The organism is Cupriavidus sp. 21MJTG02-4, assembly GCF_057798975.1.
In genome coordinates, this window is record NZ_JBYOJP010000001.1 from 437,258 (window position 1) to 460,067 (window position 22,810).

Below are 22,810 nucleotides of genomic sequence, written 5' to 3' on the forward strand. Positions count from 1 at the left end.
CCGCACGTTCGCGGTGCCCGCGCGACGCATGCCGTTACAGGTTGGGCGCCAGCGCGCGCGCCACGGCATTGCGGTCCTCGTGGCGGCGGGCCGCCATGTCGTCGAGCTGGTCCTGGCCGATCTTGCCGATCGTGAAGTAGGTCGAGTCCGGATGCGACAGGTAGAAGCCGCTGACCGAGGCCGCCGGCGTCATCGCCAGCGCTTCGGTAATGCCCATGCCGATCTCCGCGCAGTCGAGGAAGCTGAACATCGGGCCCTTGACGGTGTGCTCCGGGCAGGCCGGGTAGCCGGGCGCCGGGCGGATGCCGCGGTACTTCTCGGCAATCAGTTCGTCGTTGCTCAGGTGCTCGGCGGCGTCGTAGCCCCAAAGGTCGGTGCGCACACGCTGGTGAAGGCATTCGGCAAAGCCTTCGGCGAAGCGGTCGGCCAGTGCCTTCAGCATGATGGCGCTGTAGTCGTCGTGGTCGGCTTCGAACTGGGCTTCCTTCTTGTCGACGCCGATACCGGCCGTCACCGCGAACAGCCCGATGTAGTCCGCCACGCCCGAGGCCTTGGGCGCGATGAAATCAGACAGGCAGCGGTTGGGACGGCGTACGCCGTCCACCACCGGACGCTCGCTCTGCTGGCGCACGTTGTGCCACGTGAGGGCAACCTTGCTGCGGGTTTCGTCGGTGTAGATCTCGATGTCGTCGTCGTTGACGGTGTTGGCCGGCAGCAGCGCCATCACGCCATTGGCGGTCAGCCAGCGGCCCTGGATCAGGCGCGACAGCATGGCCTTGCCATCCGAGTAGACCTTGCGCGCGGACTCGCCGACGATCTCGTCGTTGAGGATGTCCGGGAATTTGCCGGCCAGGTCCCAGGTCTGGAAGAACGGGCCCCAGTCGATGAATCTGGCCAGTTCCGCGAGGTCGTAGTTGCGGAACACGCGCCGGCCGATGAACTTCGGCTTCGGCGGCACGTAGCCGCTCCAGTCGATCGGCGTCTTGTTGGCACGGGCCTCGGCCAGCGTCACCATCGGCAATGCCTTCTTGCCCGCGTGCTGCGCGCGGATGCGGTCGTAGTCGCTCTTCAGTTCGTCGAGATACTTCGTAGCGCCTTCGTCCGACAGCAGGCTCGATGCCACGCTGACCGAGCGCGAAGCGTCCGGCACGTACACCACCGGGCCTTCGTAGTTCGGCGCGATCTTCACCGCCGTATGCACGCGCGACGTGGTCGCGCCGCCGATCAGCAGCGGAATCTTCTTCACGCGGAAATAGTCGTCGCGCTGCATTTCCGATGCGACATAGGCCATTTCTTCGAGCGACGGCGTGATCAGCCCCGACAGGCCGACGATGTCCGCGCCCTCGACCTTGGCCTTGGCCAGGATCTCGTTGCACGGGACCATCACGCCCATGTTCACCACTTCGAAGTTATTGCACTGGAGCACCACCGACACGATGTTCTTGCCGATGTCGTGCACATCGCCCTTCACGGTCGCGATGACGATCTTGCCGCGCGAGCGCACGTCGCCGCCGGCGTCGGCCAGCTTGCGCTTCTCTTCCTCGATGAACGGCAGCAGGTGGGCCACCGCCTGCTTCATCACGCGCGCGCTCTTGACCACCTGCGGCAGGAACATCTTGCCCGCGCCGAACAGGTCGCCGACGATGTTCATGCCATCCATCAGCGGGCCTTCGATCACCTCGATCGGACGTCCGCCGCGCGCGGCGATCTGCTGGCGGGCTTCTTCCGTGTCATCGACGATGAAATTGGTGATACCGTGCACCAGCGCATGCGCCAGCCGCTCGCCCACCGACACCGGGGCTTCCGGCGTGCCGCGCCAGGCCAGGTTCTCTTCGCGCTTGGCACCGCCACCCTTGAAGCGATCGGCGATTTCCAGCAGGCGGTCGGTTGCGTCATCGCGGCGGTTGAGCACCACGTCTTCCACGCGCTCGCGCAACTCGGGATCGAGCTGGTCGTACACGCCGAGCTGGCCGGCGTTGACGATGCCCATGTCCATGCCGGCCTTGACGGCGTGGTACAGGAACACGGTGTGGATCGCCTCGCGCACCAGGTCGTTGCCGCGGAACGAGAACGACACGTTCGACACGCCGCCGCTCACCTTCGCATACGGCAGGTTCTGCTTGATCCAGGCCGTGGCTTCGATGAAGTCCACCGCGTAGTTGTTGTGTTCCTCGATACCGGTGGCCACCGCGAAGATGTTCGGGTCGAAGATGATGTCCTCGGGCGGGAAGCCGACCTCGTTCACCAGGAAGTCATAGCTGCGCTTGCAGATCTCGGTCTTGCGCGCGAACGTGTCGGCCTGGCCCTGCTCGTCGAAGGCCATCACCACGGTGGCGGCACCGTAGCGGCGGATCAGTTCGGCGTGGTGGCGGAACTGCTCCTCGCCTTCCTTCAGCGAGATCGAGTTCACCACGGGCTTGCCCTGCACACACTGCAGGCCGGCCTCGATCACTTCCCACTTGGAGGAGTCGATCATGATCGGCACGCGCGCGATGTCCGGCTCGGAGGCGATCAGGTTCAGGAAGCGGACCATGGCCGCTTTCGAATCCAGCATGGCCTCGTCCATGTTGATGTCGATGATCTGCGCGCCGTTCTCGACCTGCTGGCGGGCCACGGCCAGCGCCTCGTCGAACTGGCCGTTGAGGATCATGCGGGCGAAGGCTTTGGAGCCCGTGACGTTGGTCCGTTCGCCGACGTTGACGAAGAGCGTGTCGTCGTCGATCGTGAACGGCTCCAGGCCGGACAGGCGCATCGGGCGCGGGGGCAGTTGGTTCGTGCTCATGGGTTCTTCTCGCTGGCTCAGGCGGCTTCGCTGTACTGGCCCGGCCAGGTGCGCGGGGTCTTGTTGGCCACGCGCTGGGCGATCGCGGCAATGTGTTCGGGCGTGGTGCCGCAGCAGCCGCCCACCAGGTTCACCAGCCCGGAGGCGGCAAATTCTTCCACCAGCGACGAAGTGACTTCCGGCGTTTCGTCGAAGCCGGTATCGCTCATCGGATTGGGCAGGCCGGCGTTCGGATAGCAGGAAATCGCCACGTCGCATACCTTCGCCAGCTCGGCGATATACGGTCGCATCAGCGTCGCGCCGAGCGCGCAGTTCAGGCCGAAGGTGACGGGCTTCACGTGGCGCAGGCTGTTCCAGAACGCTTCCACGGTCTGGCCCGAGAGAATGCGGCCGGAGGCATCGGTCACGGTGCCGGAGATCATCACGGGCAGTCGTTCGCCGGTGTCCTCGAACAGCTGGTCGATGGCAAACAGGCAGGCCTTGGCGTTAAGCGTGTCGAAGATCGTTTCCACCAGGAACACATCGGCGCCGCCTTCGAGCAAACCCTTGCCCTGCTCGTAGTAGGACTCGCGCAGTTGCTCGAAGGTGACATTGCGCGCGCCCGGGTCATTCACGTCGGGCGAGATGCTCGCGGTCTTCGGCGTCGGGCCGAACGCGCCGGCGACGAAGCGCGGCTTGTCCGGCGTGCTGTACTTGTCGCAGGCCGCGCGCGCGAGCTTTGCTGCCTCGACGTTCATCTCGTACGCCAGCTCGGCCATCTTGTAGTCTTCCTGCGCCACGCTGGTGGCACCGAAAGTATTGGTCTCGATGATGTCCGCGCCGGCAGCGAGGTACTGCTCGTGGATCTCGCTGATGACCTGCGGGCGCGTGAGCAGCAGCAGTTCGTTGTTGCCCTTCACGTCCACCTTGTGTTCCGTGAAGCGCGCGCCGCGGTAGTCGGCCTCGGTGAGCTTGTAGCGCTGGATCATGGTGCCCATGGCGCCGTCCAGGATCAGGATGCGCTCGCGCAGCAGCCGGGGCAGGTTTGCAGCCCGGGTAAAGGGACGCACGGAGGGTTGGTCAGGGGCACTCATGGCGGGGACAGTGAAAGGCGGGACAAATCGTCAAGAGGGCGATTTTATCAGGTGTATCAAGGCCTTGCGGGCGCCGGAGGTTGCCTGTGCGCGCGCTGCGGACCTACACTGAGAGGCGTAACAGTCACCATCGGATCACCATCGTCCGGCATTCCTGCCGGCTCCCGCGCCCTGCCATGGAACATCTCAGCCCCGCCGACGCCCAGAACTTGCTGCTGGAATCCCCCGACACGCTGTTTATCGATTGCCGCAGCGAAATGGAATACCTGTTCGTCGGCCACCCCAAAGGTGCGCACAACGTACCGTGGAACGACGGGCCGGACTGGGAAGTGAATCCGCATTTCGTGCAGGTCGTGAAAAAGCTGGCAGGCCACGTTTCAGCGCGCCCCGTGCTGCTGATCTGCCGCAGCGGCAATCGCTCCACCGCTGCGGCGCGCGCGCTGGAGGGCGCGGGCTTCTCAAGCGTCTATAACGTGCTGCACGGATTCGAAGGCGATCTCGATGCGCAGCGGCATCGGAATACGGTGAACGGATGGCGGTATGAAGGGTTGGATTGGGAGCAGTACTGACGTATTGACGCCTGAAGACGCTTAAAAAAAACAAAAACGCCCGCGCAAGCGCGGGCGTTACCACCATCAGACGCGATCCGTTCGAGCGTCAGTGCATCACCAGCGGATGCGTCATGACCGTATCGAACTTCCCGAGAAAATCGTCAACCTCTTCAACCGACGGCTCGCTCTCGATCAGCCGCTGCACATCGGCCCTGAAGTTCTCGGCCAGCTTGCCGCCGAGAAAAATCTCGCGCTTCATGTTCTTGTCGACGATTTCATAACCACCGAATTCGAGAGGCGCTTGCTCGACATCCGCACCAAATTCCACGATGCAGTAGTTGTCGCTGTTGTAGATCATTTGCATGGCACACCTCCTCGCGTCATGGTTGGCGGCGGGCCCTTTCATTGTTGCAAATTGAGCGGGGGCGCCGCGTTCTTACCTCCAAGCTAGGGGCGGCCACGCCGATTTCAAGTTTTGCGTGCGAGCCGCCGTACGGATACAACGTTTTCTGCCTTTGTAAGTTGGGCAACGGCAACACCAACAAGTTTCTTGAGAATAGGGCACCACTGCGTTGTGCGTTATGGAACGTCGCATTGGCCGCCGCAGGCGGCATTGCCAAGGAAGGCGTCAAGGGCTGCTTGAAAGCGCTCGGCCTGCTCGATTGACACCAGATGCGCCGCCGGCAAGACTTCGAGCCGCGAGCCGGGAATCGCCTCGGCGATGGACCGCGCCATCGCCACCGTCGCGCCCTGGTCGTGTTCGCCGGCGACGAGCAGCGTCGGGCAGTGGATGCGGGACAGCGCGCTGCGCACGTCGAACGCCATGATGGCCTGCCCCACGCCGACATAGCCGCGCACCGGCGTGGCCAGCAGCATGGCCCGGATGCGCGCGACCTCGTCCCCATGCGCCTGGCGGTAGGGCTCGGTCAGCCAGCGCTCCAGCGTGGCATCGACCAGTCCGGACATGCCATGCGCCTCCACCTGCCCGATGCGGTTATGCCACATCGGGTGCGCGTCGAGCGGCGTGTGGCTGATGGTGGCCGCGAGCGTCAGCGACAGCAGTCGCTCGGCATGGCGCACGCCCAGTGTCTGGCCAATCATGCCGCCCACCGAGATGCCGCAGAAATGTGCCTGCGGGATCTGCAGCGCGTCCATGATGGCCGCGACGTCGTCGGCCAGGCGCATCATGGTGTAGGGGCCGACCGGGGCATCGCTTTCGCCATGCCCGCGCATGTCCGGGCGCACCACGCGATAGCGCGTGGACAGGTGGCGCGCGGTCGCATCCCAGAGCGTATGGTTGGCACCGAGCGCATGCGCGAGAATCACCCAGGGTCCATCGGCACCGTCCACGCGAACGTGCAGGCCGACGCCCTCGGCCTGGATGCGATGCGTCTCGCCGGAGGCGGTGGCTACGGTGCTGGCGGTCATGGCGGAACTCCTTGAAAGGGTTGGCGTGTGAACGCGGGCAGCGCCGCAGCCATTACTGGCCCTCGGTACTGCGGTAGACGAGGTCGATCTGCGTGCCGTCCGGCTCGGTCTGGCGCAGCCTGACCGGCATCCATCCAAGCGCCTGCGCCAGCCAGATTTCCACGCGGCGCTTGTCGCCCGCGTGCCGCTGGAGCCGTACAAAGTGCTTGGCGCGCACCATGCCGCGGCCAGTATCGATCTCCTCTTCTCCAACATACTGCACTTGCATCGGTTGCATGTCGCGCGTATCCGCCACCTGGAAGGTTTCGGTGACGCCTGGCGACGCATAGCGCTGCGGATTGCCGCGTACCCGGCCGACCAGTTGCAGGAAGACGCTGAAGCGGTCCTGCGCGGCCGGCGGCAATGCTGCCTGCGTACCCGGCGAAAACGCCACGGTGCCGCCGGCCTGGTCGAAACGCGCGGCCTCGGACTTGCCGCGCCGGTTTTCCTCGTAGCGTTCGGGCAGCAGCCCGCTCTCCGTCATGGCGCCGCTGCTCTGAAAAGCAAAGCGGAACCACAGCACGCGCGTCTCGACCGATAGCCGGTAGTGCTTGCCATCCTGCTGCCAGCGGATCAGCCCATCCGGGTTCTGCACGCCGTTGACGAAGCTGGCGTAATGCATGGTGGCCGACGGCGGCGCGACGTACTTCTCGCCCTCCTGCGCGGGCGGGCCGGGCGGCGCTGGCGGGGCGGGCGTCGGCGCGGCGGCAGGCGCGCCACCGCCGCCGCCGGGGCCGGTCACGGTTTCCTTGACGCCACGGTCGGACGTCGCCACGGCGGGTGCAGGCGGCTCGGGCGGCGTTTCAACGACTTTCGGTGCCGGTTGGGGGGGGGCCGGTTGCGGCGGTGCCAATTGCGGCGGGGCCGGGCGCGGCTTCGCCTCCGGCTGGGGGATCGGGGGCGGCGGGCGTACCGGTTTCGGCGGCGGCAGCAGCACCGCTTCGAGCGACGGTGTCTCGCTCACATCGAGCGGAATCAGTGGCCCAGGCATGCGCAGGAAGCCGATCACGGCCAGCATGTGCACGAGCACCACCAGCAGAATGACGAGGATCCAGCGCCGCCGCCGCCAGGCGCGCGGGTCGGCGCCGGCTCTGGCGCGGGAATCAGGATTGGCCGGTCCGTCCGGCCGTTTGGGCGGCACCAAGATAGCCGAGTTCCGATGAAAGCTGTTGGGCGATCTCACGCACGCGGCGATCGACCGTACCACCCCATTCTGCATCGAATATGCTTTGCGCGCCCAGCACGATCAAACCCATGGCGAGGTGGCCATTGGCGTCGAACACCGGCATCGAGAACGCATTGATGCCAGGCAGCACGCCGCCGCGCGTGCGGGCCGCGCCATGGGCGCGCACCTCTGCACAGATAACGTCGTAGTCAGCGGGGCTGGCCGGAATGTCGGGCACGTCATCCTGCCCGCGCGCGGCCAGTTCGCGCTCGATCAGCGGCTGGGTCTGCTTGCGCGACAGGTAGGCGCCATACAGGCGGCCGGTGGCCGAGTTCAGCATCGGCATGACATCGCCGAGCCGCAGGCTGACGGTGACCGGATGGCTCGATTCCTCCCAGTGCACGATGGTTGGCCCGTGGTTGCCCCACACGGCGATGCCGGCGGTCAGGTCGATCTCGTCGCGCAGCTGCGACAGGATCGGCCGCGCCTTCTTGACCGGATCCAGCCGGTTCAGGCCGGCCAGCCCAAGCTGCAGGGCGAACGGCCCCAGGTCATAGCGCCCGCTCACCGGGTCCTGCGCCACCGCGCCCAGGCGCAGGAAGCTGACCAGGTAGCGGTGCGCCTTGGCCGGGTTCATCTCGGCGGCGGCGGCGAGGTCGCGCAGCATCATCGCGCGCGGCGAGGCGGCCAGCGCCTGCAGCAGCTTGAAACCCACCTCGATGGACTGGATACCGGAGCGCAGCTTGGCGTCGTCTTCGTCAAGTTCGGTCATGCGCGGCGAGGGTTGGGCACCGTGAGTAGAAAGGTTGGCGTGAGTCAGCGAACAACAGCAGGATTGTGGGGGATTGGCCGCCGCCAGCACAGGGGCTCGGGCGAAATCCTTACGTGAATTTACTATAGCGAAATCGATTTACCAATTTTTAAACGGTGAGTAGACTTTCGCGACAGACCCGGTGCACCGGCCGGTCCGCCATGGACCACGGTGCCGCCAAGCAAGCCGGGCTGAGGACACCAGACGGAGACAACCTGTGACGCCCTTCCGCCCTTCGCGCGCCTTGCTGCGCGCTGCCTGCTGCGCCCTTGCCGCCTTTTCCGCCACCGCCGCGTTGCCCGCCAGTGCGGCGGATGCATGGCCGTCGCAGCCGATCCGCTGGGTCGTGCCCTATCCGGCCGGCGGCGGCACCGACGTGGTGGCGCGCACGCTGGGCCAGGCCATTTCGCCCGCGCTGGGCAAGCAGGTGGTGGTCGACAACCGGCCCGGCGCGGCGACCATCGTCGGCGCTGACGCGGTCGCCCACGCCAAGCCCGACGGTTACACGGTGCTGACTGCCGACACTGCCACGCTGGCCGCCAATCCGTCGCTGTACAAGAAGCTGCCCTACAACGCCGAGAAGGACTTCGTCCACGTCGGCATGGTGGCGCGTTTCCCGCTGGTGCTGGTGGCCGCGCCGAACTTCCCGGCCAAGACGCTCAGGGAAGCCATCGAGTACGCGCAGCACAACCCCGGCAAGGTCAACTTTGCCTCGCCGGGCGCGGGCAGCCCGCACCACCTGGCGATGGAACTGTTCATGGACCAGGCCCACATCAAGATGACCCACGTGCCCTACAAGGGCGCCGCGCCGGCCGTGCAGGACCTGCTGGCCGGGCAGGTGGACCTGATGTTCGTGGACCTGGCATCGGGCCAGCAGAACATCACCGGCGGCAAGCTGCGCGCGCTCGGCACGGCCACGCCCAAACGCCTGGCCGTGCTGCCCAATGTGCCGACCGTGGCCGAAGGCGGCATCGCCGGCTTCGAGGCCTATGCGTGGCAAGGGGTGGTGGCGCCGGCCGGCACGCCCAAACCCGTCGTCACCCGGCTCAACGCCGAACTGGTCAAGGCACTGAAGAGCCCCGAGGTGCAGAAGCGCATGGAAGGCGTCGGCGTCGAACCGGTTTCGAGCACGCCGGAAGAGTTCGCGCAATACGCGCACGCCGAGGCCGAGCGCTGGGGCAAGCTGATCAAGGCAAAAGGCATCACGGTAGACTGACGGTCGACTCATCAAGCCAAGGCTTTACCTTTACCGACCATGAAACTCGCCACCCTCAAGGATGGCTCGCGCGACGGCCAGCTGGTGGTCGTCTCGCGCGACCTGAAGACCGCCCATTACGCCGCCGATGTCGCCGGCCGCCTGCAGACCGTGCTGGACGACTGGGCCTTCTACGCGCCGCAGCTCCAGGACCTCTCCGACGCCCTCAATGCGGGCCGCGCGCGCCATCCGTTCCCGTTCGATCCAAAGCACTGCATGGCACCGTTGCCGCGCGCCTACCAGTGGGCCGACGGCTCGGCCTACGTCAATCACGTCGAGCTCGTGCGCAAGGCGCGCGGCGCCGAGATGCCGCCCGAGTTCTGGACTGATCCGCTGATGTACCAGGGCGGCTCCGACGATTTCCTGGGGCCGTACGACGACATCGTGTGCGCCAGCGAAACCTTCGGCATCGACTTCGAGGCCGAAGTGGCCGTCATCACCGGCGACGTGAAGATGGGCGCCACGCCCGCGCAGGCCGCCGAGGGCATCCGCCTGGTGCTGCTGGCCAACGATGTGTCGCTGCGCAACCTGATTCCGGCCGAACTTGGCAAGGGCTTCGGCTTCTTCCAGAGCAAGCCCGCCACGGCGTTCTCGCCGGTGGCGGTCACGCCCGATGAACTCGGCGATGCCTGGCGCGAGCGCAAGGTGCACCTGCCGATGACCGTGCACTGGAACAGCAAGAAAGTGGGCCAGCCCGACTGCGGCACCGACATGGTGTTCGACTTCGGCCAGCTCATCGCGCATATCTGCAAGACGCGCAACGTGCGCGCCGGCAGCATCGTCGGCTCGGGCACCATCTCGAATGTCGACCGCAAGAAGGGCTACTGCTGCATCGCCGAGAAGCGCATGCTGGAGACCATCGAGGACGGCAAGCCGTCGACCGAGTTCATGAAGTTCGGCGACGCGGTGAAGATCGAGATGTTCGACGCCCAGGGCCATTCGGTGTTCGGCGCCATCGACCAGCTCGTCGCGCAGCCCTGACGGCAAGACCGCAGGCCGGCCAGGGCCGTGCCGGATGTGCATATAATTTACCGACCGGCCGGTTGGTGAATAAATCCATGCACCCGGCACGGCCCTTTTTCCATTGCACAGGCCTGCCATGACGACACCAACACCAGCCCCCACGCCGCTCTCTTCCCGCTACGAACGCTATCGCGCACTCACGCTGCGCCAGCATGGCCCGATCCTGGAAATCATCATGGGCGCGGCGCAGTCGGCCAACCAGAAGCTGGCCACCGCGGACGCCAACATGCACCGCGAGCTGGCAGAGATCTGGCGCGATGTGTCGGCTGACCCGGACGTGCGCGTGGCCCTGATCCGCGGCGAGGGCAAGGGCTTTTCCGCCGGCGGCGACCTGTCGCTGGTGGAGGCCATGGCCACGGATTTCGAGACGCGTACGCGTGTCTGGCACGAGGCGCGCGACCTCGTCTACAACGTCATCAACTGCGACAAACCTGTGGTCTCGGCCATGCACGGCCCCGCCGTCGGCGCGGGCCTGGTGGCCGGGCTGCTGGCCGATATCTCGATCGCGGCGAAGACCGCGCGCATCGTCGACGGGCACACGCGCCTGGGCGTGGCGGCCGGCGACCATGCCGCGATCGTGTGGCCCCTGCTGTGCGGAATGGCCAAGGCCAAGTACTATCTGATGCTGTGCGAGTCGGTCAGCGGCGAAGAAGCCGAGCGGATCGGCCTGGTCTCGCTGGCGGTGGATGAAGACGAACTGGTCGAGCGCGCATTTGACGTCGCCAGCCGGCTGGCAGCCGGTTCGCAGACGGCGATTCGCTGGACCAAGTACGCCCTCAACAACTGGCTGCGGATGGCCGGTCCCGCCTTCGATTCCTCGCTGGCGCTCGAATTCATGGGCTTTGCCGGCCCCGACGTGCACGAAGGCATGGCGAGCCTGCGCCAGAAGCGGCCGCCTGAGTTCAAGTAGCCCAACCCGATTGGACGGAGCCAGACCGCGGCGCCCCTTGCCCGCCAACTGGCTCCATGACGGAGCGCATGACATGTTCGGACAGATTCCCGATTTCACCAACGGCTTCGAATTCATGCGCAAGCTGTGGGGCAGCGGCGCCGGCTTGCCCGGCAGCCTGATGCCCGGCCTGCAGGCGGCCATGACCCCGCCCATGAACCTTGAAGACCTCGACAAGCGCATCCACGACCTGAAGGCCGTGGAAAGCTGGCTGCAGCTCAATACCAACCTGCTGCACACCACCATCCAGGGCCTGGAGGTACAGCGCGCCACGCTGGTGGCGCTGCAGACCTTCGGCAACGCGCTGTCGCCGGAGGCCATGCAGAACGCCATGGAAACCGTGGCACGCGCCGCCAACGCGCCAGGCACCACGCCCTCGCAGCGTCCGGCCGCCAGTGAAAAGCCCGCCCAGGACGCCGCACCGGAACCCGCCGCGCAGGCAGACGACTCGGCCGAGGCAGGCGCCGGCAAGGCTGCTGAAGAGGCGCTGCCGCCCAACGCATCGCTGTGGTGGGACATGCTGCAGCAGCAGTTCAACCAGATCGCCAGCGGCGCGGCGGCAGCCAGCATTGCACCGTTCGGCATGAGCGGCTTTGGTGCCGGCACATCGGCCACGGCCGCAAAGCCTGAAGAAAAACCGGACGACAAGCCGGCCGCCAAGCCAGCCGCCACGGACAAGTCGGCAGCCAGCCCCGCGCGCAACGCCGACACCGCACCGAAGGGGGCCACGAAGGACGCGGCCAGGAGCACGGCCGCGCGCAAGAAGCCGTCGGGCGCTGGCAAGACGGCCAAGCCTGCCAACGGCGACAAGTAACGCCGCTGCCCCCCGGCTGCCCGGCTTGCCGCATGCATCGAGACAATTTCACCCACCACGCCACCACGCCGCGCCATGGACACCATGGCGGCGTGCAACGCAACGCCACCGCGCTGATCATGATGGGCGGCGGCGCGCGCGCGGCCTACCAGGCCGGCGTGCTCAGCGGCGTGGCGCGCATCGCAGCCGAGCATGGGCATGCCCATGAGCCGATACCGTTCGGCATCCTCGCCGGCACCTCGGCAGGCGCCATCAACGGTGCCGGGCTGGCGATCCAGGCGGCGGACTTCCAGGCCGCCGCGGACAGCCTCTCGGCACTCTGGCACGGCATCCACACCGACGACGTCTACCGCACCGACGTGCTGCGCGCGGGCGTGTCCGGCGCACGCTGGCTGTCGGCGCTGGCGTTCGGCTGGGTCACGCAGCGGCGCGCGCCGCGCGCGCTGCTCGACAACGCGCCGCTGGGCAGCATGCTGGGCGAACTGTTCGACGGGCAGCGCGTGCAGGCAAGCCTCGATGCCGGCTTGCTGCAGGCGTTCGCGGTCACGGCACTGTCCTACAGCACCGGCCGGCACGTGACGTTCTACCAGTCGCACCGGCGCATCCACCCGTGGCACCGCAGCCAGCGCATTGCGGTGCCCGCGCAGATCACGGTGGACCACCTGCTGGCGTCGTCGTCGATCCCGTTCCTGTTCCCGGCCATGGCGCTGGAACTCGATGGCCATCACGAGTGGTTCGGCGACGGCACCATGCGCCAGATGTCGCCGCTGTCACCGGCCATCCACCTGGGCGCCGCGCGCGTGCTGGCAATCGGCTCGGCGTCGCGGCAGCGTCCCGGCTGGTTCGACACCGTGCCGTCCGGCGGCTATCCGTCGCTGGCCCAGGTCGGCGGGCAGGCGTTGGCGAGCATCTTCCTGGACGGGCTTTCGGCCGACCTGGAGCGCCTGCTCCACATCAACCGCCTGCTGGCGCGCATGCCGGAACTGGCGGGCGATGCCGAAGGCTGGCGCCCCGTGCAGGTCATGACGATTTCGCCAAGCGAGCCCATCGAGGCCATTGCCGCCGAACACCTGCAGCAGCTGCCGCGCACCGTGCGCGCGCTGCTGAGTCCGCTGGGCGGCACCGAGGCGCGCGGGGCCGCGTTCGCGAGCTACCTGCTGTTCGAGCCCGAGTTCACCCAAGCCCTGATCGCGCTCGGCGAACGGGACGCCGCGGCCCAGGCCGATGAACTGGCGGCCTTCCTGTATGGCATCATCCCGGACACACCGGCGGGCCACGCAGGCGCCGCGCAGATCACCCATGCACACGTCGTATAAAGACAGCCTCCCAGCCGACAAGCGCCGTCATTGGCACATGGCTGCACGAGCGTGTCGCTAATCGCCCAAATATGGCGTTGAATCCGCCCGAACCACTGAGATAGTCGTTGCATTTGCGGCGATCCGCCCTAAAAAAGGGAATAGAGAATAATTCGCATCTGGTAGAATCCGCCCGTAATTTCAAAGGCTTACCATGCTCTACCCCGAACTGTTCAAATCGTTGGAAGCGGTCCGCTGGCACATGGACAAGGACATCCCCTGGGATACGTTCGACGCCAGCCTGCTGACGGACGACCAGGCCAAGACCATCCGCATGAACGCCATCACGGAATGGTCGGCCCTGCCGGCAACCGAGATGTTCCTGCGTGACAACCGCCACGACTCCGACTTTTCGGCCTTCATGAGCATCTGGTTCTTCGAAGAGCAGAAGCATTCGCTGGTGCTGATGGAGTACCTGCGCCGCTTCCGCCCGGACCTGGTGCCGACCGAGGAAGAGCTGCACGCGGTGCGCTTCGAGTTCGACCCGGCCCCGCCGCTGGAAACGCTGATGCTGCATTTCTGCGGCGAGATCCGCCTGAACCACTGGTACCGCCGCGCGGCCGAGTGGCATTCGGAACCGGTCATCAAGCATATCTACCGCACCCTGTCGCAGGACGAAGCCCGCCATGGCGGCGCCTACCTGCGCTACATGAAGAAGTACCTGGCGCAGTTCGGCGACAACGCGCGTGCCGCGTTCGCCAAGATCGGCGTGCTGATGGCCTCGGCGCGCCGCACCGAGAAGCCGCTGCACCCGACCAACCTGCATGTCAACAAGGCGCTGTTCCCGAACGACACCGTGCAGTCGCGCCTGCCCGATCCCGATTGGCTGGAAACGTGGCTCGACGAGCAGATCCGCTTCGACGAAGGCTGGGAAAAGAAGGTTATCGAACGGATCCTGCACAATATGTCGCTGCTGTTCGAGCGCACCTTCGAAACGGTGCAGGACCTGAACCGCTATCGCAAGGAACTGAACGCCAGCCTGCAGGCCGGCGGTGGCGAGCAACCGGCCTGAATCCCGGACTGACTCCCGCTGACTGAAAAGCCCCATCGGACCGATGGGGCTTTTTTCATTGGTGCCCGCCGTTTTAGATCGATGAACGCGCCGCCATGGTGACGTCCACCCGAAGTCTCCCTGACGCAATCGTCGTGTAGCGATGGGGCGGAACAACCTCGTCAATGCGCTTAAAATCGCCGCGGCATTCAAAGGGGCCAGGATGCTACCGGCAATATTGCCCGCCCGGGTAGTAACGGGTTACCACATTCGTTTGCATCATCGGACACATTCCCCCGCTGTGGGCTTGCCATCTGGGTTTCCGGTTTTTCACGAAACCTTTGAAATCACCAAAAAGAAAAATTAAATCGCCGCCACGGATTAATGTGGTAACGAGTTTTAATTATTAATGTTTGTTTCCGCAAACATTAGACGATTCAATCTAGTCATTTTGTAAGGGCCTGAAATATACGATAAGATAATCGCTCCTCCTGTTCTGGAGAGGTCTTGTCGTAGTGCCCATAGCCCGAATGGGTGAGCCACCCGGCGTTGCAGCGGGGATCCCATTCCGAATATCCGAGTTTTCCACAAAAGCACGGGAATTCCTGGATAAGGCTGATTATTCGACCGGCCGGCATTTTAATTCGGCACGCGACAACATAATCGTTAGGGGGTTGAATATTGCGTCACATTGATTTCAAGGCGCTCGATGTCTTTCTCCACGTCATGCGCCATGGCGGTATTGCCAACGCCGCCGTGGCACTGGGCATGCGCCCGCCCACGGTGGTCTACGCCATCCGCAAGCTGCGTGAAGTGACCGGCGACCCGCTCTTCCTCGAACGGCGCGGCAGCCTGGTGCCGACCGCGCGGGGGCTGAAGCTCGAGAAAGCGGCCTCCGGCATGCTGCAGAACTGGCACGGCCTGATCGAACACAACCGCCAGGCGCCGCGGCTCGCAGGACCCAGGCAGACGCTGCGCATCGGTCTGTCGATGGCACTCGGCGACCCGGCGCTGACGCAAATCCTGGCACGGGTCTCGGCCGCGCTGCCGGAGCGCCAGATCGTCTCCAGCGTGCTCGACAATGGCCGCCAGACAGGCCAGGCGCTGCGCAAGGGGCTGATCGATTGCGCGGTGACGGTCGACGGCGTGGTATCGCTCGACGGCATCGCGAGCGAGCACATGCTCAGGGCGCAGCGCTGCATGATCGGCCTGCCGACGGCGGACACCGGCCCGGACAACGGCCAGCGCGAACACTGGACCCTGCTCAGCGACGATGCCGATTCCGACAGCCCGGTGCGGCGCTACCTGGCCGGGGCGGCGGATGGCGTGCGGCTGACCGTGGCACCGTCCTGGAACGGCCAGCTGGCGCTGTGGCGCTCGCGCGGCGGCCTGACACCGGTGCTGAAGTTCAACGTGCCGTGGATCGATGGCGCCAGCGCGGCCTACGTGACCGACGTGCCGCCGGGCTTCCCTGCCTGGGCCAACCTGAGCCTGTTCTACCTGTCCGGATGCGCCGAAGCGTCATGGCTCGGCACGGTGCGCCGGGAGCTGCTGACGGTGCTGCGCGGGATTGCGGCGGCCACCATGCCGCTACCCGCCAATGACGAGGCCCGGCCATTGCGGCGTGCCGGCTGAATCGGCTGCCAGCGGACCAGCCGGCGTGGGGTACCATTCCGGGGATGAAAAACCTGGCCCCAGACATGTCCGTACCCGCCTTCGAATCCAAACTGACCCTGCCCGACGATGCCGCGGCGCTGGCCGCGCACATCGCGGCGCTGCCGCGCCCGCTGGTGTTCACCAACGGCGTCTTCGACATCCTGCACCGGGGCCACGCGACCTACCTGGCGCAGGCGCGCGAACTCGGCGCCAGCCTGGTCGTGGGCGTCAACAGCGACGGCTCGGTGCGGATGCTGGGCAAGGGCGACGACCGCCCGCTGAACCATGAATCCGACCGCATGGCATTGCTGGCCGCGCTGGCTTCGGTGGACCTCGTGGCGATGTTCCGCGAGCAGACCCCGGTGGAGCTGATCCGCCAGGTGCGCCCGGATATCTACGTGAAGGGCGGCGACTACGACATCGAGACGCTCGAGGAAACGCGGCTGGTACGCAGCTGGGGCGGCAAGGCCATCGCCATCCCGTTCCTCCACGACCGCTCGACCACCAAGCTGCTGACCAAGGTCCGGCAGCATCGTTAAAGCAATGGGCCGGCGCTCAGGTCCGCTGTCCGTGTTGCTTCACCGGATCCGGATGCTCAGGCGGCGCCGCAGGTCAGCAGCGTCTCGGCGCCGTAGCGCTGGCGCATCGCGTCCAGCCGTGCGCGCACCGCTTCATCGGCACCGCGCACGCGCAGCCACGGGCGCATGAACGGGTGCGGCGCGTCAGCCAGCACGGCGGTGCGCACGCCCTGTCCACGCAGCGTCTCCAGGTAGTGTTCGGCGTGTTCGCGCTCGCGGAACAAGCCTAGCGATACCGTGAACGACTCCGCGTCGGGCGTGCCGCTGGTGACCACCGCATAGTCGGTCACGTTGCGGCGGCGCAGTTCGGCCAGCTTGCGTTCGAGATTCTCGCGCGTGGGCTGGGCCGGCAGGTGGATCCACCAGCGCACCTGCTCGCGGCGCTCGAACTGCTCGACCTGCCAGGAACCACCGGAAAGGTCTTCGGCCACACGGCGAACGGCCTGTGCGCTGAACCCGCCGATTTCCACGCACTGGCTGTTGTCGCTGCCCGTGCCCGCTACCGCAATGACTTTGCCGGCCGGACCCGCGCTGCGCGGAACCGCCTCGGGCGCCGGGGGCGCGGGGCGAAGCTCCATGCGCTCGGTGCGCACCTGCTGCCGCAGCCGTGCCGGTTCGCGCGGCGTGCCGAGCCAGCCCGACATCGGGTCCGGGCCGAACGCGCCCAGCACGGCCGCGAGCAGGACGACGTTTGCCAGCAGCAACAGCGGCAGCAGGATCGACAGCCAGTGCGGCCGGTCGGGCGGGCCAAGGCGGAACATGGGGCGGGGCGATGTCAAAGGGGCGACGCGTGGACGATTGCCGGGCGCTGCGATAATGGCGGCGGCGTGGCGCTCAGGCCGTTGCCATCGCGTGCAGCCCGAGCAGCACGAGATTATCGTGCATCTCGAACGGCACGGCGAGCGCTCCCGCCAGCGCGTGCCGCGCGCCGCCCGACAGCAGGCAACGCGTGTGGCTGCGCGCGCTCAGCGTGCGCCAGGTCCGTTCGACGGCGCCGGCCTGCGCGGCCAGGCAGCCCGCGGCAATGGCGTCATGGGTGTTGTCAGCCCACGACAGGCGCGTGGCGGCTGCGGTGGCGGTCTCTTCCACATCGAGCGCCGGCAGTTGCGCCGTGTTGCGCGCCAGCGTGCCGAGCATCAACGCCAGGCCCGGCAGGATCAGTCCGCCCTCGAAGCATGCCCGGCCGTCCGGCTGCGCCGTGACGATATCGAGCGTGGTTGCCGTGCCCGCCGTGACGATCAGCAGGGTCTCGCCAGGCAGCCAGCGATGCGCGCCGACGCTGCTGACCCAGCGGTCCACGCCAAGCTGCGTGGGCTCGCGATAGCCGTTGACGAGGTCGCCGTGGCTGGCCGCGCTGCGCACCCATTGCACGGCGGGGCATTCGCCGAATGCCGCCACCAGCATGGCGTCGACCTGCGCGGCAATCACCGGTCCCGCGACATTGGTGATCCATACCGTCGGCATCGGCCCCTTGCCGCGCAGGTCGCGCAACGCGCCGGCCAATGCGTCCATGGCGCCGTCTTCGGTGTGCGCAAGGGCGCCGCCGTGCCGCCATGGCGTGGGCAGGTGCCCAGGTTCGGCCACGTGCGTCCGGCCAGCCTCGCACCAGGCCCATTTCAGCCTGGTGTTGCCGATGTCGACCAGCAGCAGCGGCGCGCTCATGCCGCGCCCCCGGCGGGCCGCAACGACAGCTCGCCGCTGTTGATGCGCTCCATGCCCGCTGGCGTTTCCAGCAGCAGCTGACCATCGCCGTCGACGCCCCGCGCCATGCCTTCGGCCAGCACCTTGCCATCGTGCAGCAGCCGGACCGGCTGGTCGCGATACGCATCCAGTGCGGACCATGGCGCGGCCATGGGCGCAAAGCCCTGCGCCAGGAACAGCTCGCGCATCGCACCCAGCCGCGCGAGCACGGCGGCCAGCAGCCCGGTGGCGTCGCGCTGCGCATCAAAGCCCGGCAAGGCCTCCGCCACGCCGGCCAGTTCGCGCCCGAGCGCAAGCTCCATCTGCGGATCGCGCACCAGGTTCAGGCCGATGCCGATCACGGCCCATACGCGTTGCGGGCCGGCCGGCACGGCCTCGATCAGGATGCCCGCCAGCTTGCGCCCGTCGATCTGCAGGTCGTTCGGCCATTTCAGGCCAACGCGCGCGCCCAGGCCCGCGTCGACATCGCCAAGCGCCTGCGCCAGCGCCAGTCCGACGGCCAGGCTCAGGCCGCTCAGCTGCGACGGCGCCAGCGCCAGCGGCAACGCTACCGAGAACGTCAGCCCCGCCTGCCCCTGCCATGGACGGCCCTGGCGGCCACGGCCGGCAGTCTGGCGGTAGGCCAGGCGCAGGGTGCCCGCATCCGACCACGGCGCCTGCCGGCAGGCCTGCGTCAGGTCGGCGTTGGTGGAGCCGGTCTCTTCGACCAGCTCCAGCGTCCACCCCTGCAGCGACTGGGGCAATGCCGCGCGCAGGGCGGCGGCGTCGATGCGCCAGGATGGCGCGTGGGCGGGCTGCGGATCGGGGGCGGCGGTCATGGGAAAGCGAGGAAAGGACGTGGCAAGGGCATGGAAAGCTGGTAAGCGGCGCCGGTCCGGCTGGCTCCGGGAACCGCCGTGATGCAAGCGCCGGTTCCAAGGCCGCATTGTAGCCGCGGGCGCCCTTTCCTCGCGCCACCCCAGCCTGTGGCTTAGAATCGGGACTAAGCCATCACATTGTCCCTGCCCTTGGAAAGTCAGACGACGCCTGCCTTCAACATCACTCGCGAGGACGGAAACGTCAGCGTGCAGCTGTGCGGTGACTGGACCGCGCTGGCCCTGGCCGGTTGCCATCAGGCGCGCACCATGCGCTCCCGGCTGCACGCGCTGGCCGATGCGCCCGACGATGCCCACTGGTCGCTGGCCGGCGTGGACAAGCTCGACCACGTGGGCGGGCAACTGCTGTGGCAGGCGTGGAACGGCAAGCTGCCGGAGCGGCTCGATGCCAGCGACGGCCAGCGCCGCGTGTTCGAGCGCATCGCCAACCTGCATAGCGAAGGCTGGAAGAAGCATATCGTCGAGCGGTTCAACCCGATCACGGAATTCGGCGGTTCGGTGCTGTCGTTCGGCGCGCAGGCCGCCAACGGCGTCAGCATGCTGGGACAGCTCGCCTTCGACCTGATCCGCTTCGCACGCGCGCCGCAGCGCGGACCGTGGCGCGAGATTTCCGCCAATATCTACAACATCGGCTACAAGGCGCTCGGCATCACGGCACTGGTCGGCTTCCTGATCGGCATCGTGCTGTCGTACCTGTCGGCCAACCAGTTGCGCACCTTCGGCGCCAGCACCTTCATCGTCAATATCCTCGGCATGGCGGTGATCCGCGAGCTGGGCCCGGTGCTGGCCGCGATCCTCGTCGCCGGGCGCTCGGGCTCGGCCATCACCGCGCAGATCGGCGTGATGCGCGTGACCGAAGAACTCGACGCCATGCGTGTCATGGGCATTTCCCACGGCTTCCGCCTGATCATGCCGCGCGTGGTCGCGCTGGCCGTGTGCATGCCGCTGCTGGTGGCGTGGACCGACGTACTGGCACTCGCCGGCGGCATCATTTCCGCGCGCATGCAGCTCGGCATCAGCCCGACGTTCTTCCTGCGCGCGCTGCCCGACGCCGTGCCCGTGGCCAACCTGTGGCTGGGCCTGGGCAAGGGCGTGGCCTTCGGCATGCTGATCGGACTGGCCGCCTGCCACTTCGGGCTGCGTATCCGGCCCAATACCCAGAGCCTGGGCGAAGGCACCACGGCCTCGGTGGTGGTGTCAATCACCATCGTGATCATCGCCGATGCCATCTTCGCCGTGATGTTCAAGGACGTGGGAATATGAGCACCGCGACCAGCACGATCCCATCGGCCACCTTGCCCGCCGCCTCGTCCACCTCCCCGCCGCCCGCGCGCGGCGAAGCCGTCATCGAGGTGCGCGACCTCGTCAAGCGCTACGGCAAGGCCGTCGTGCACGACGGCGTGAACCTCGATGTGTACCGCGGCGAAGTCCTGTCCATCGTGGGCGGATCGGGCAGCGGCAAGACCGTGCTGCTGCGGCAGATCGTCGGGCTGGAGCGGCCCACGTCAGGGTCGATCCGCGTCTTTGGCGAAAGCCCGAGCCGCCTGAAGCCCGCACAGCTGCAGGCGCTGCGCAATCGCTGGGGCCTGCAGTTCCAGGGCGGCGCGCTGTTCTCGGCCTTGTCGGTCATCGACAATATTGCGCTGCCGCTGCGTGAACTCCGGGCCCTGCCCGACAATCTCATCTGCCAGGCTGCCCTGCTCAAGCTGCAGATGGTGGGCCTGTCGGCACGCGATGCCGACAAGATGCCGTCCGACCTGTCCGGCGGCATGATCAAGCGCGTGGCGCTGGCGCGCGCGCTGGCGCTGGAGCCGGAGCTGCTGTTCCTGGACGAACCCACCGCCGGCCTCGATCCGATGGCCTCCGACGGTTACGTCGAGCTGATTCGCGAGTTGCGCCGCGAACTGGGACTGACCGTGGTGATGATCACCCACGATCTCGACACGCTGGTGGCGCTGTCCGACCGCGTCGCCGCGCTCGCCGACCACAAGGTGCTGGCTGCGGCGCCGATCGAGGAAGTCGTCAAGGTGGACCACCCGTTCATCCGCGAGTACTTCCTGGGCGAACGCGCGCAGCGCGCGATGCAGGCCCTGCAGCCGGCTAAGGGCGGCGCGCAACCTGGAGAAGCATGATGGAAAACAAGTCACACGCCTTCCTTGCCGGCCTGTTCACGATCGGTCTGGCCGTGCTGGTGCTGTTCGCGATTTTCTGGTTCAGCAGCGACCACGCCGTGCGCGTGCCCTACGACCTGATCACGCGCTCCACGGTGAACGGCCTGGGGCCGCAGGCGGACGTGAAGTACCGCGGCCTGGAAGTGGGCAAGGTGGTGTCGATCCGCTTCGACCCGCAGGTGCCGGGCCAGATCATCGTGCGCGTCAACGTGAACCAGGACACGCCGATCACGCGGACCACGTATGCCACGCTGGGCTTCCAGGGCGTGACCGGCATCGCCTACGTGCAGCTGGACGACACCGCCGCGGAAGAAGGCGCGGTCACGTCGCCGCCGCTGCGCACCTCGCCCAAGGCCGTGGCGCGCATCGCCATGCGGCCGGGATTCTTCGAGGAACTGGAAAAGCGCGGCGACTCGCTGCTCACGCAGGTCGAGACCATGATGACCTCGCTCAACGACATGTTCCAGACGAACAACCGTGCCGAGCTGATGGCGGCCATCCGCTCGATCCACAAGACCGCTGATGACTACTCGAAGCTGTCGGCGTCGCTCGCGCCCGCGGCGGCGCGGCTGCCGCAGGTGGCCGAGAACCTCAACGTGACGCTGCAATCGACGCGCCGGCTCACGCAGGAACTGGCCAACCCGAACGGCACGGTGCTGCGCACGGTCGATACGGTTGGGCACGACCTGCAGGGCGCGGCCGAATCGATCCAGTCGGCTGCCGGCACGCTGAGCCAGGAAACGCTGCCGCAGATCAACGGCCTGGCACGCGACGCACGCCAGACCGCCCGCACCTTCGAACGCGCCGCCGGGCAGTTCAGCGACAGCCCGAACAGCCTGCTGTTCGGCTCGCCGGCGCCGGTGCCGGGTCCGGGCGAGCCCGGCTTCAGCGCGCCGTGACCCATATGCCAGCCCATCTGCCAGCCCTGATGAACCAACGAGGCCAATCGTGACATCGACACCAGACCTGCCCACCGCACGCCGCGCCGCCAGGACCCTGTTCGCCGCGCTGGCCATTGTGTCCGCTCTCGCTGGCTGCGCGCTGACCCGCTCGTCGCCCCCCGTCACGACCTATGACCTGGGGCCGCCGCTGGCCTCGGAACATTCTGCCGGGACGCTGCCAAAGCTGCCGAAACTAAGAATCGCCCAGACCGACGGTCCGACCTGGATGGAAAGCAATGCGCTGTTTTACCGCCTGCAGTACGCGCAGGCGCAGCGGATGCAGTCCTATGCCACGCAGCGCTGGGTGATACCGCCCACGCAGCTGTTCGACGGCCGCCTGCGTGAAGCCGTGGCCGCGCGCGGTGCGTTGACGTGGTTTGGCGATACCACCGTGCCCGCGCTCAAGATCGACATGCTCGAGTTCGAGCAGGTGTTCGACAGCGCCACCGAAAGCCGCGGCGTGGTGCGCGTGCGCGCCACGGTGTACCTCCACGGCATGATCGGCCAGCAGACCTTCACCGCGCGCGAGCCCGCGCCCAGCGCCGACGGCGCGGGTGGCGTGAAGGCGCTGGCGGACAGCACCGACAAGGTCATCGCCGACATGCTGGCGTGGGCGGCCACCCTGCCCATGCAGGGCAAGTAGGACGACAGC

22 protein-coding genes are annotated in these 22,810 nt (G+C 67.0%); 13 read left to right on the forward strand and 9 right to left on the reverse strand.

What is annotated here, in order from left to right:
- Nucleotides 1–34: 34 nt before the first annotated feature.
- Entirely contained in the window at nucleotides 35–2,782 is a 2,748-nt protein-coding gene (metH, locus tag AC3FKH_RS02160; RefSeq protein WP_488672531.1) for a methionine synthase, read from the reverse strand.
- Between the two features lie 17 nt (nucleotides 2,783–2,799).
- Complete coding sequence (locus AC3FKH_RS02165; protein ID WP_483730947.1) at nucleotides 2,800–3,855, reverse strand: homocysteine S-methyltransferase family protein; 1,056 nt, start codon at nucleotides 3,853–3,855, stop codon at nucleotides 2,800–2,802.
- 176 nt (nucleotides 3,856–4,031) lie between these two features.
- Between AC3FKH_RS02165 and AC3FKH_RS02170 the strand changes: the two genes are divergently transcribed.
- Nucleotides 4,032–4,424, forward strand: coding sequence for a rhodanese-like domain-containing protein (locus AC3FKH_RS02170; protein WP_483730946.1), 393 nt, complete (start codon nucleotides 4,032–4,034; stop codon nucleotides 4,422–4,424).
- Between the two features lie 88 nt (nucleotides 4,425–4,512).
- On the opposite strand, the gene AC3FKH_RS02175 is transcribed toward AC3FKH_RS02170, so the two are convergent.
- The 4 genes from AC3FKH_RS02175 to AC3FKH_RS02190 all read right to left on the reverse strand — a co-directional run bounded on the left by AC3FKH_RS02175 (nucleotide 4,513) and on the right by AC3FKH_RS02190 (nucleotide 7,810).
- Complete coding sequence (locus AC3FKH_RS02175; protein WP_011296306.1) at nucleotides 4,513–4,770, reverse strand: BTH_I0359 family protein; 258 nt, start codon at nucleotides 4,768–4,770, stop codon at nucleotides 4,513–4,515.
- A 215-nt stretch (nucleotides 4,771–4,985) separates the two neighbouring features.
- Nucleotides 4,986–5,834, reverse strand: a complete 849-nt coding sequence (locus AC3FKH_RS02180; RefSeq protein WP_488672535.1) for an alpha/beta fold hydrolase — start codon at nucleotides 5,832–5,834, stop codon at nucleotides 4,986–4,988.
- A gap of 52 nt (nucleotides 5,835–5,886) precedes the next feature.
- Nucleotides 5,887–6,891: a DUF3108 domain-containing protein gene (locus tag AC3FKH_RS02185; RefSeq protein ID WP_488672886.1), complete on the reverse strand. Its 1,005-nt coding sequence runs from the start codon at nucleotides 6,889–6,891 to the stop codon at nucleotides 5,887–5,889.
- Nucleotides 6,892–6,976: 85 nt separating this feature from the next.
- A complete protein-coding gene (locus tag AC3FKH_RS02190; protein ID WP_488672536.1) occupies nucleotides 6,977–7,810 on the reverse strand; it encodes an IclR family transcriptional regulator in 834 nt (277 codons plus the stop codon).
- A gap of 256 nt (nucleotides 7,811–8,066) precedes the next feature.
- Here AC3FKH_RS02190 and AC3FKH_RS02195 point away from each other — a divergent pair, with 256 nt between their 5' ends.
- The 8 genes from AC3FKH_RS02195 to rfaE2 all read left to right on the forward strand — a co-directional run bounded on the left by AC3FKH_RS02195 (nucleotide 8,067) and on the right by rfaE2 (nucleotide 16,431).
- The gene (locus AC3FKH_RS02195) at nucleotides 8,067–9,065 is read left to right on the forward strand and encodes a Bug family tripartite tricarboxylate transporter substrate binding protein (protein ID WP_488672537.1); all 999 of its coding nucleotides are present in this window, start codon (nucleotides 8,067–8,069) and stop codon (nucleotides 9,063–9,065) included.
- 39 nt (nucleotides 9,066–9,104) lie between these two features.
- On the forward strand, nucleotides 9,105–10,085 hold the full coding sequence (locus tag AC3FKH_RS02200) for a fumarylacetoacetate hydrolase family protein (protein ID WP_488672538.1): 981 nt from the start codon (nucleotides 9,105–9,107) through the stop codon (nucleotides 10,083–10,085).
- A 118-nt stretch (nucleotides 10,086–10,203) separates the two neighbouring features.
- Entirely contained in the window at nucleotides 10,204–11,037 is an 834-nt protein-coding gene (locus tag AC3FKH_RS02205; RefSeq protein ID WP_488672540.1) for an enoyl-CoA hydratase/isomerase family protein, read from the forward strand.
- A 73-nt stretch (nucleotides 11,038–11,110) separates the two neighbouring features.
- On the forward strand, nucleotides 11,111–11,890 hold the full coding sequence (locus AC3FKH_RS02210; protein WP_488672541.1) for a PhaM family polyhydroxyalkanoate granule multifunctional regulatory protein: 780 nt from the start codon (nucleotides 11,111–11,113) through the stop codon (nucleotides 11,888–11,890).
- A gap of 32 nt (nucleotides 11,891–11,922) precedes the next feature.
- A complete protein-coding gene (locus AC3FKH_RS02215) occupies nucleotides 11,923–13,206 on the forward strand; it encodes a patatin-like phospholipase family protein (protein ID WP_488672542.1) in 1,284 nt (427 codons plus the stop codon).
- Between the two features lie 193 nt (nucleotides 13,207–13,399).
- Nucleotides 13,400–14,257 (forward strand): ferritin family protein, encoded by an 858-nt coding sequence (locus AC3FKH_RS02220; protein ID WP_483710106.1) that lies wholly within the window; start codon nucleotides 13,400–13,402, stop codon nucleotides 14,255–14,257.
- A 660-nt stretch (nucleotides 14,258–14,917) separates the two neighbouring features.
- Nucleotides 14,918–15,871: a LysR family transcriptional regulator gene (locus AC3FKH_RS02225; RefSeq protein WP_488672544.1), complete on the forward strand. Its 954-nt coding sequence runs from the start codon at nucleotides 14,918–14,920 to the stop codon at nucleotides 15,869–15,871.
- A gap of 65 nt (nucleotides 15,872–15,936) precedes the next feature.
- On the forward strand, nucleotides 15,937–16,431 hold the full coding sequence (gene rfaE2, locus AC3FKH_RS02230; RefSeq protein WP_488672546.1) for a D-glycero-beta-D-manno-heptose 1-phosphate adenylyltransferase: 495 nt from the start codon (nucleotides 15,937–15,939) through the stop codon (nucleotides 16,429–16,431).
- 56 nt (nucleotides 16,432–16,487) lie between these two features.
- Here the strand turns inward: rfaE2 and AC3FKH_RS02235 are convergent, their stop codons facing one another.
- The 3 genes from AC3FKH_RS02235 to AC3FKH_RS02245 form a co-directional block, all read right to left on the reverse strand.
- Nucleotides 16,488–17,231, reverse strand: coding sequence for an SPOR domain-containing protein (locus AC3FKH_RS02235; RefSeq protein ID WP_488672548.1), 744 nt, complete (start codon nucleotides 17,229–17,231; stop codon nucleotides 16,488–16,490).
- Nucleotides 17,232–17,304: 73 nt separating this feature from the next.
- The gene (locus AC3FKH_RS02240) at nucleotides 17,305–18,132 is read right to left on the reverse strand and encodes a type III pantothenate kinase (RefSeq protein WP_488672549.1); all 828 of its coding nucleotides are present in this window, start codon (nucleotides 18,130–18,132) and stop codon (nucleotides 17,305–17,307) included.
- A complete protein-coding gene (locus AC3FKH_RS02245) occupies nucleotides 18,129–18,989 on the reverse strand; it encodes a biotin--[acetyl-CoA-carboxylase] ligase (RefSeq protein WP_488672550.1) in 861 nt (286 codons plus the stop codon). Before AC3FKH_RS02245 ends, AC3FKH_RS02240 begins: the two co-directional genes overlap by 4 nt.
- A 183-nt stretch (nucleotides 18,990–19,172) precedes the next feature.
- Here AC3FKH_RS02245 and AC3FKH_RS02250 point away from each other — a divergent pair, with 183 nt between their 5' ends.
- Genes AC3FKH_RS02250 through AC3FKH_RS02265 form a run of 4 tightly spaced genes read left to right on the forward strand, consistent with a single transcriptional unit; the run spans nucleotide 19,173 to nucleotide 22,801 of the window.
- On the forward strand, nucleotides 19,173–20,309 hold the full coding sequence (locus AC3FKH_RS02250; protein WP_488672887.1) for an MlaE family ABC transporter permease: 1,137 nt from the start codon (nucleotides 19,173–19,175) through the stop codon (nucleotides 20,307–20,309).
- Nucleotides 20,306–21,178: an ABC transporter ATP-binding protein gene (locus AC3FKH_RS02255; RefSeq protein WP_488672552.1), complete on the forward strand. Its 873-nt coding sequence runs from the start codon at nucleotides 20,306–20,308 to the stop codon at nucleotides 21,176–21,178. The genes AC3FKH_RS02250 and AC3FKH_RS02255 overlap by 4 nt, the downstream gene beginning before the upstream one ends.
- Nucleotides 21,175–22,116, forward strand: coding sequence for an MlaD family protein (locus AC3FKH_RS02260; RefSeq protein WP_488672554.1), 942 nt, complete (start codon nucleotides 21,175–21,177; stop codon nucleotides 22,114–22,116). Before AC3FKH_RS02255 ends, AC3FKH_RS02260 begins: the two co-directional genes overlap by 4 nt.
- 49 nt (nucleotides 22,117–22,165) lie before the next feature.
- Nucleotides 22,166–22,801, forward strand: coding sequence for an ABC-type transport auxiliary lipoprotein family protein (locus AC3FKH_RS02265; protein WP_488672556.1), 636 nt, complete (start codon nucleotides 22,166–22,168; stop codon nucleotides 22,799–22,801).
- The last annotated feature ends 9 nt before the right edge of the window (nucleotides 22,802–22,810 follow it).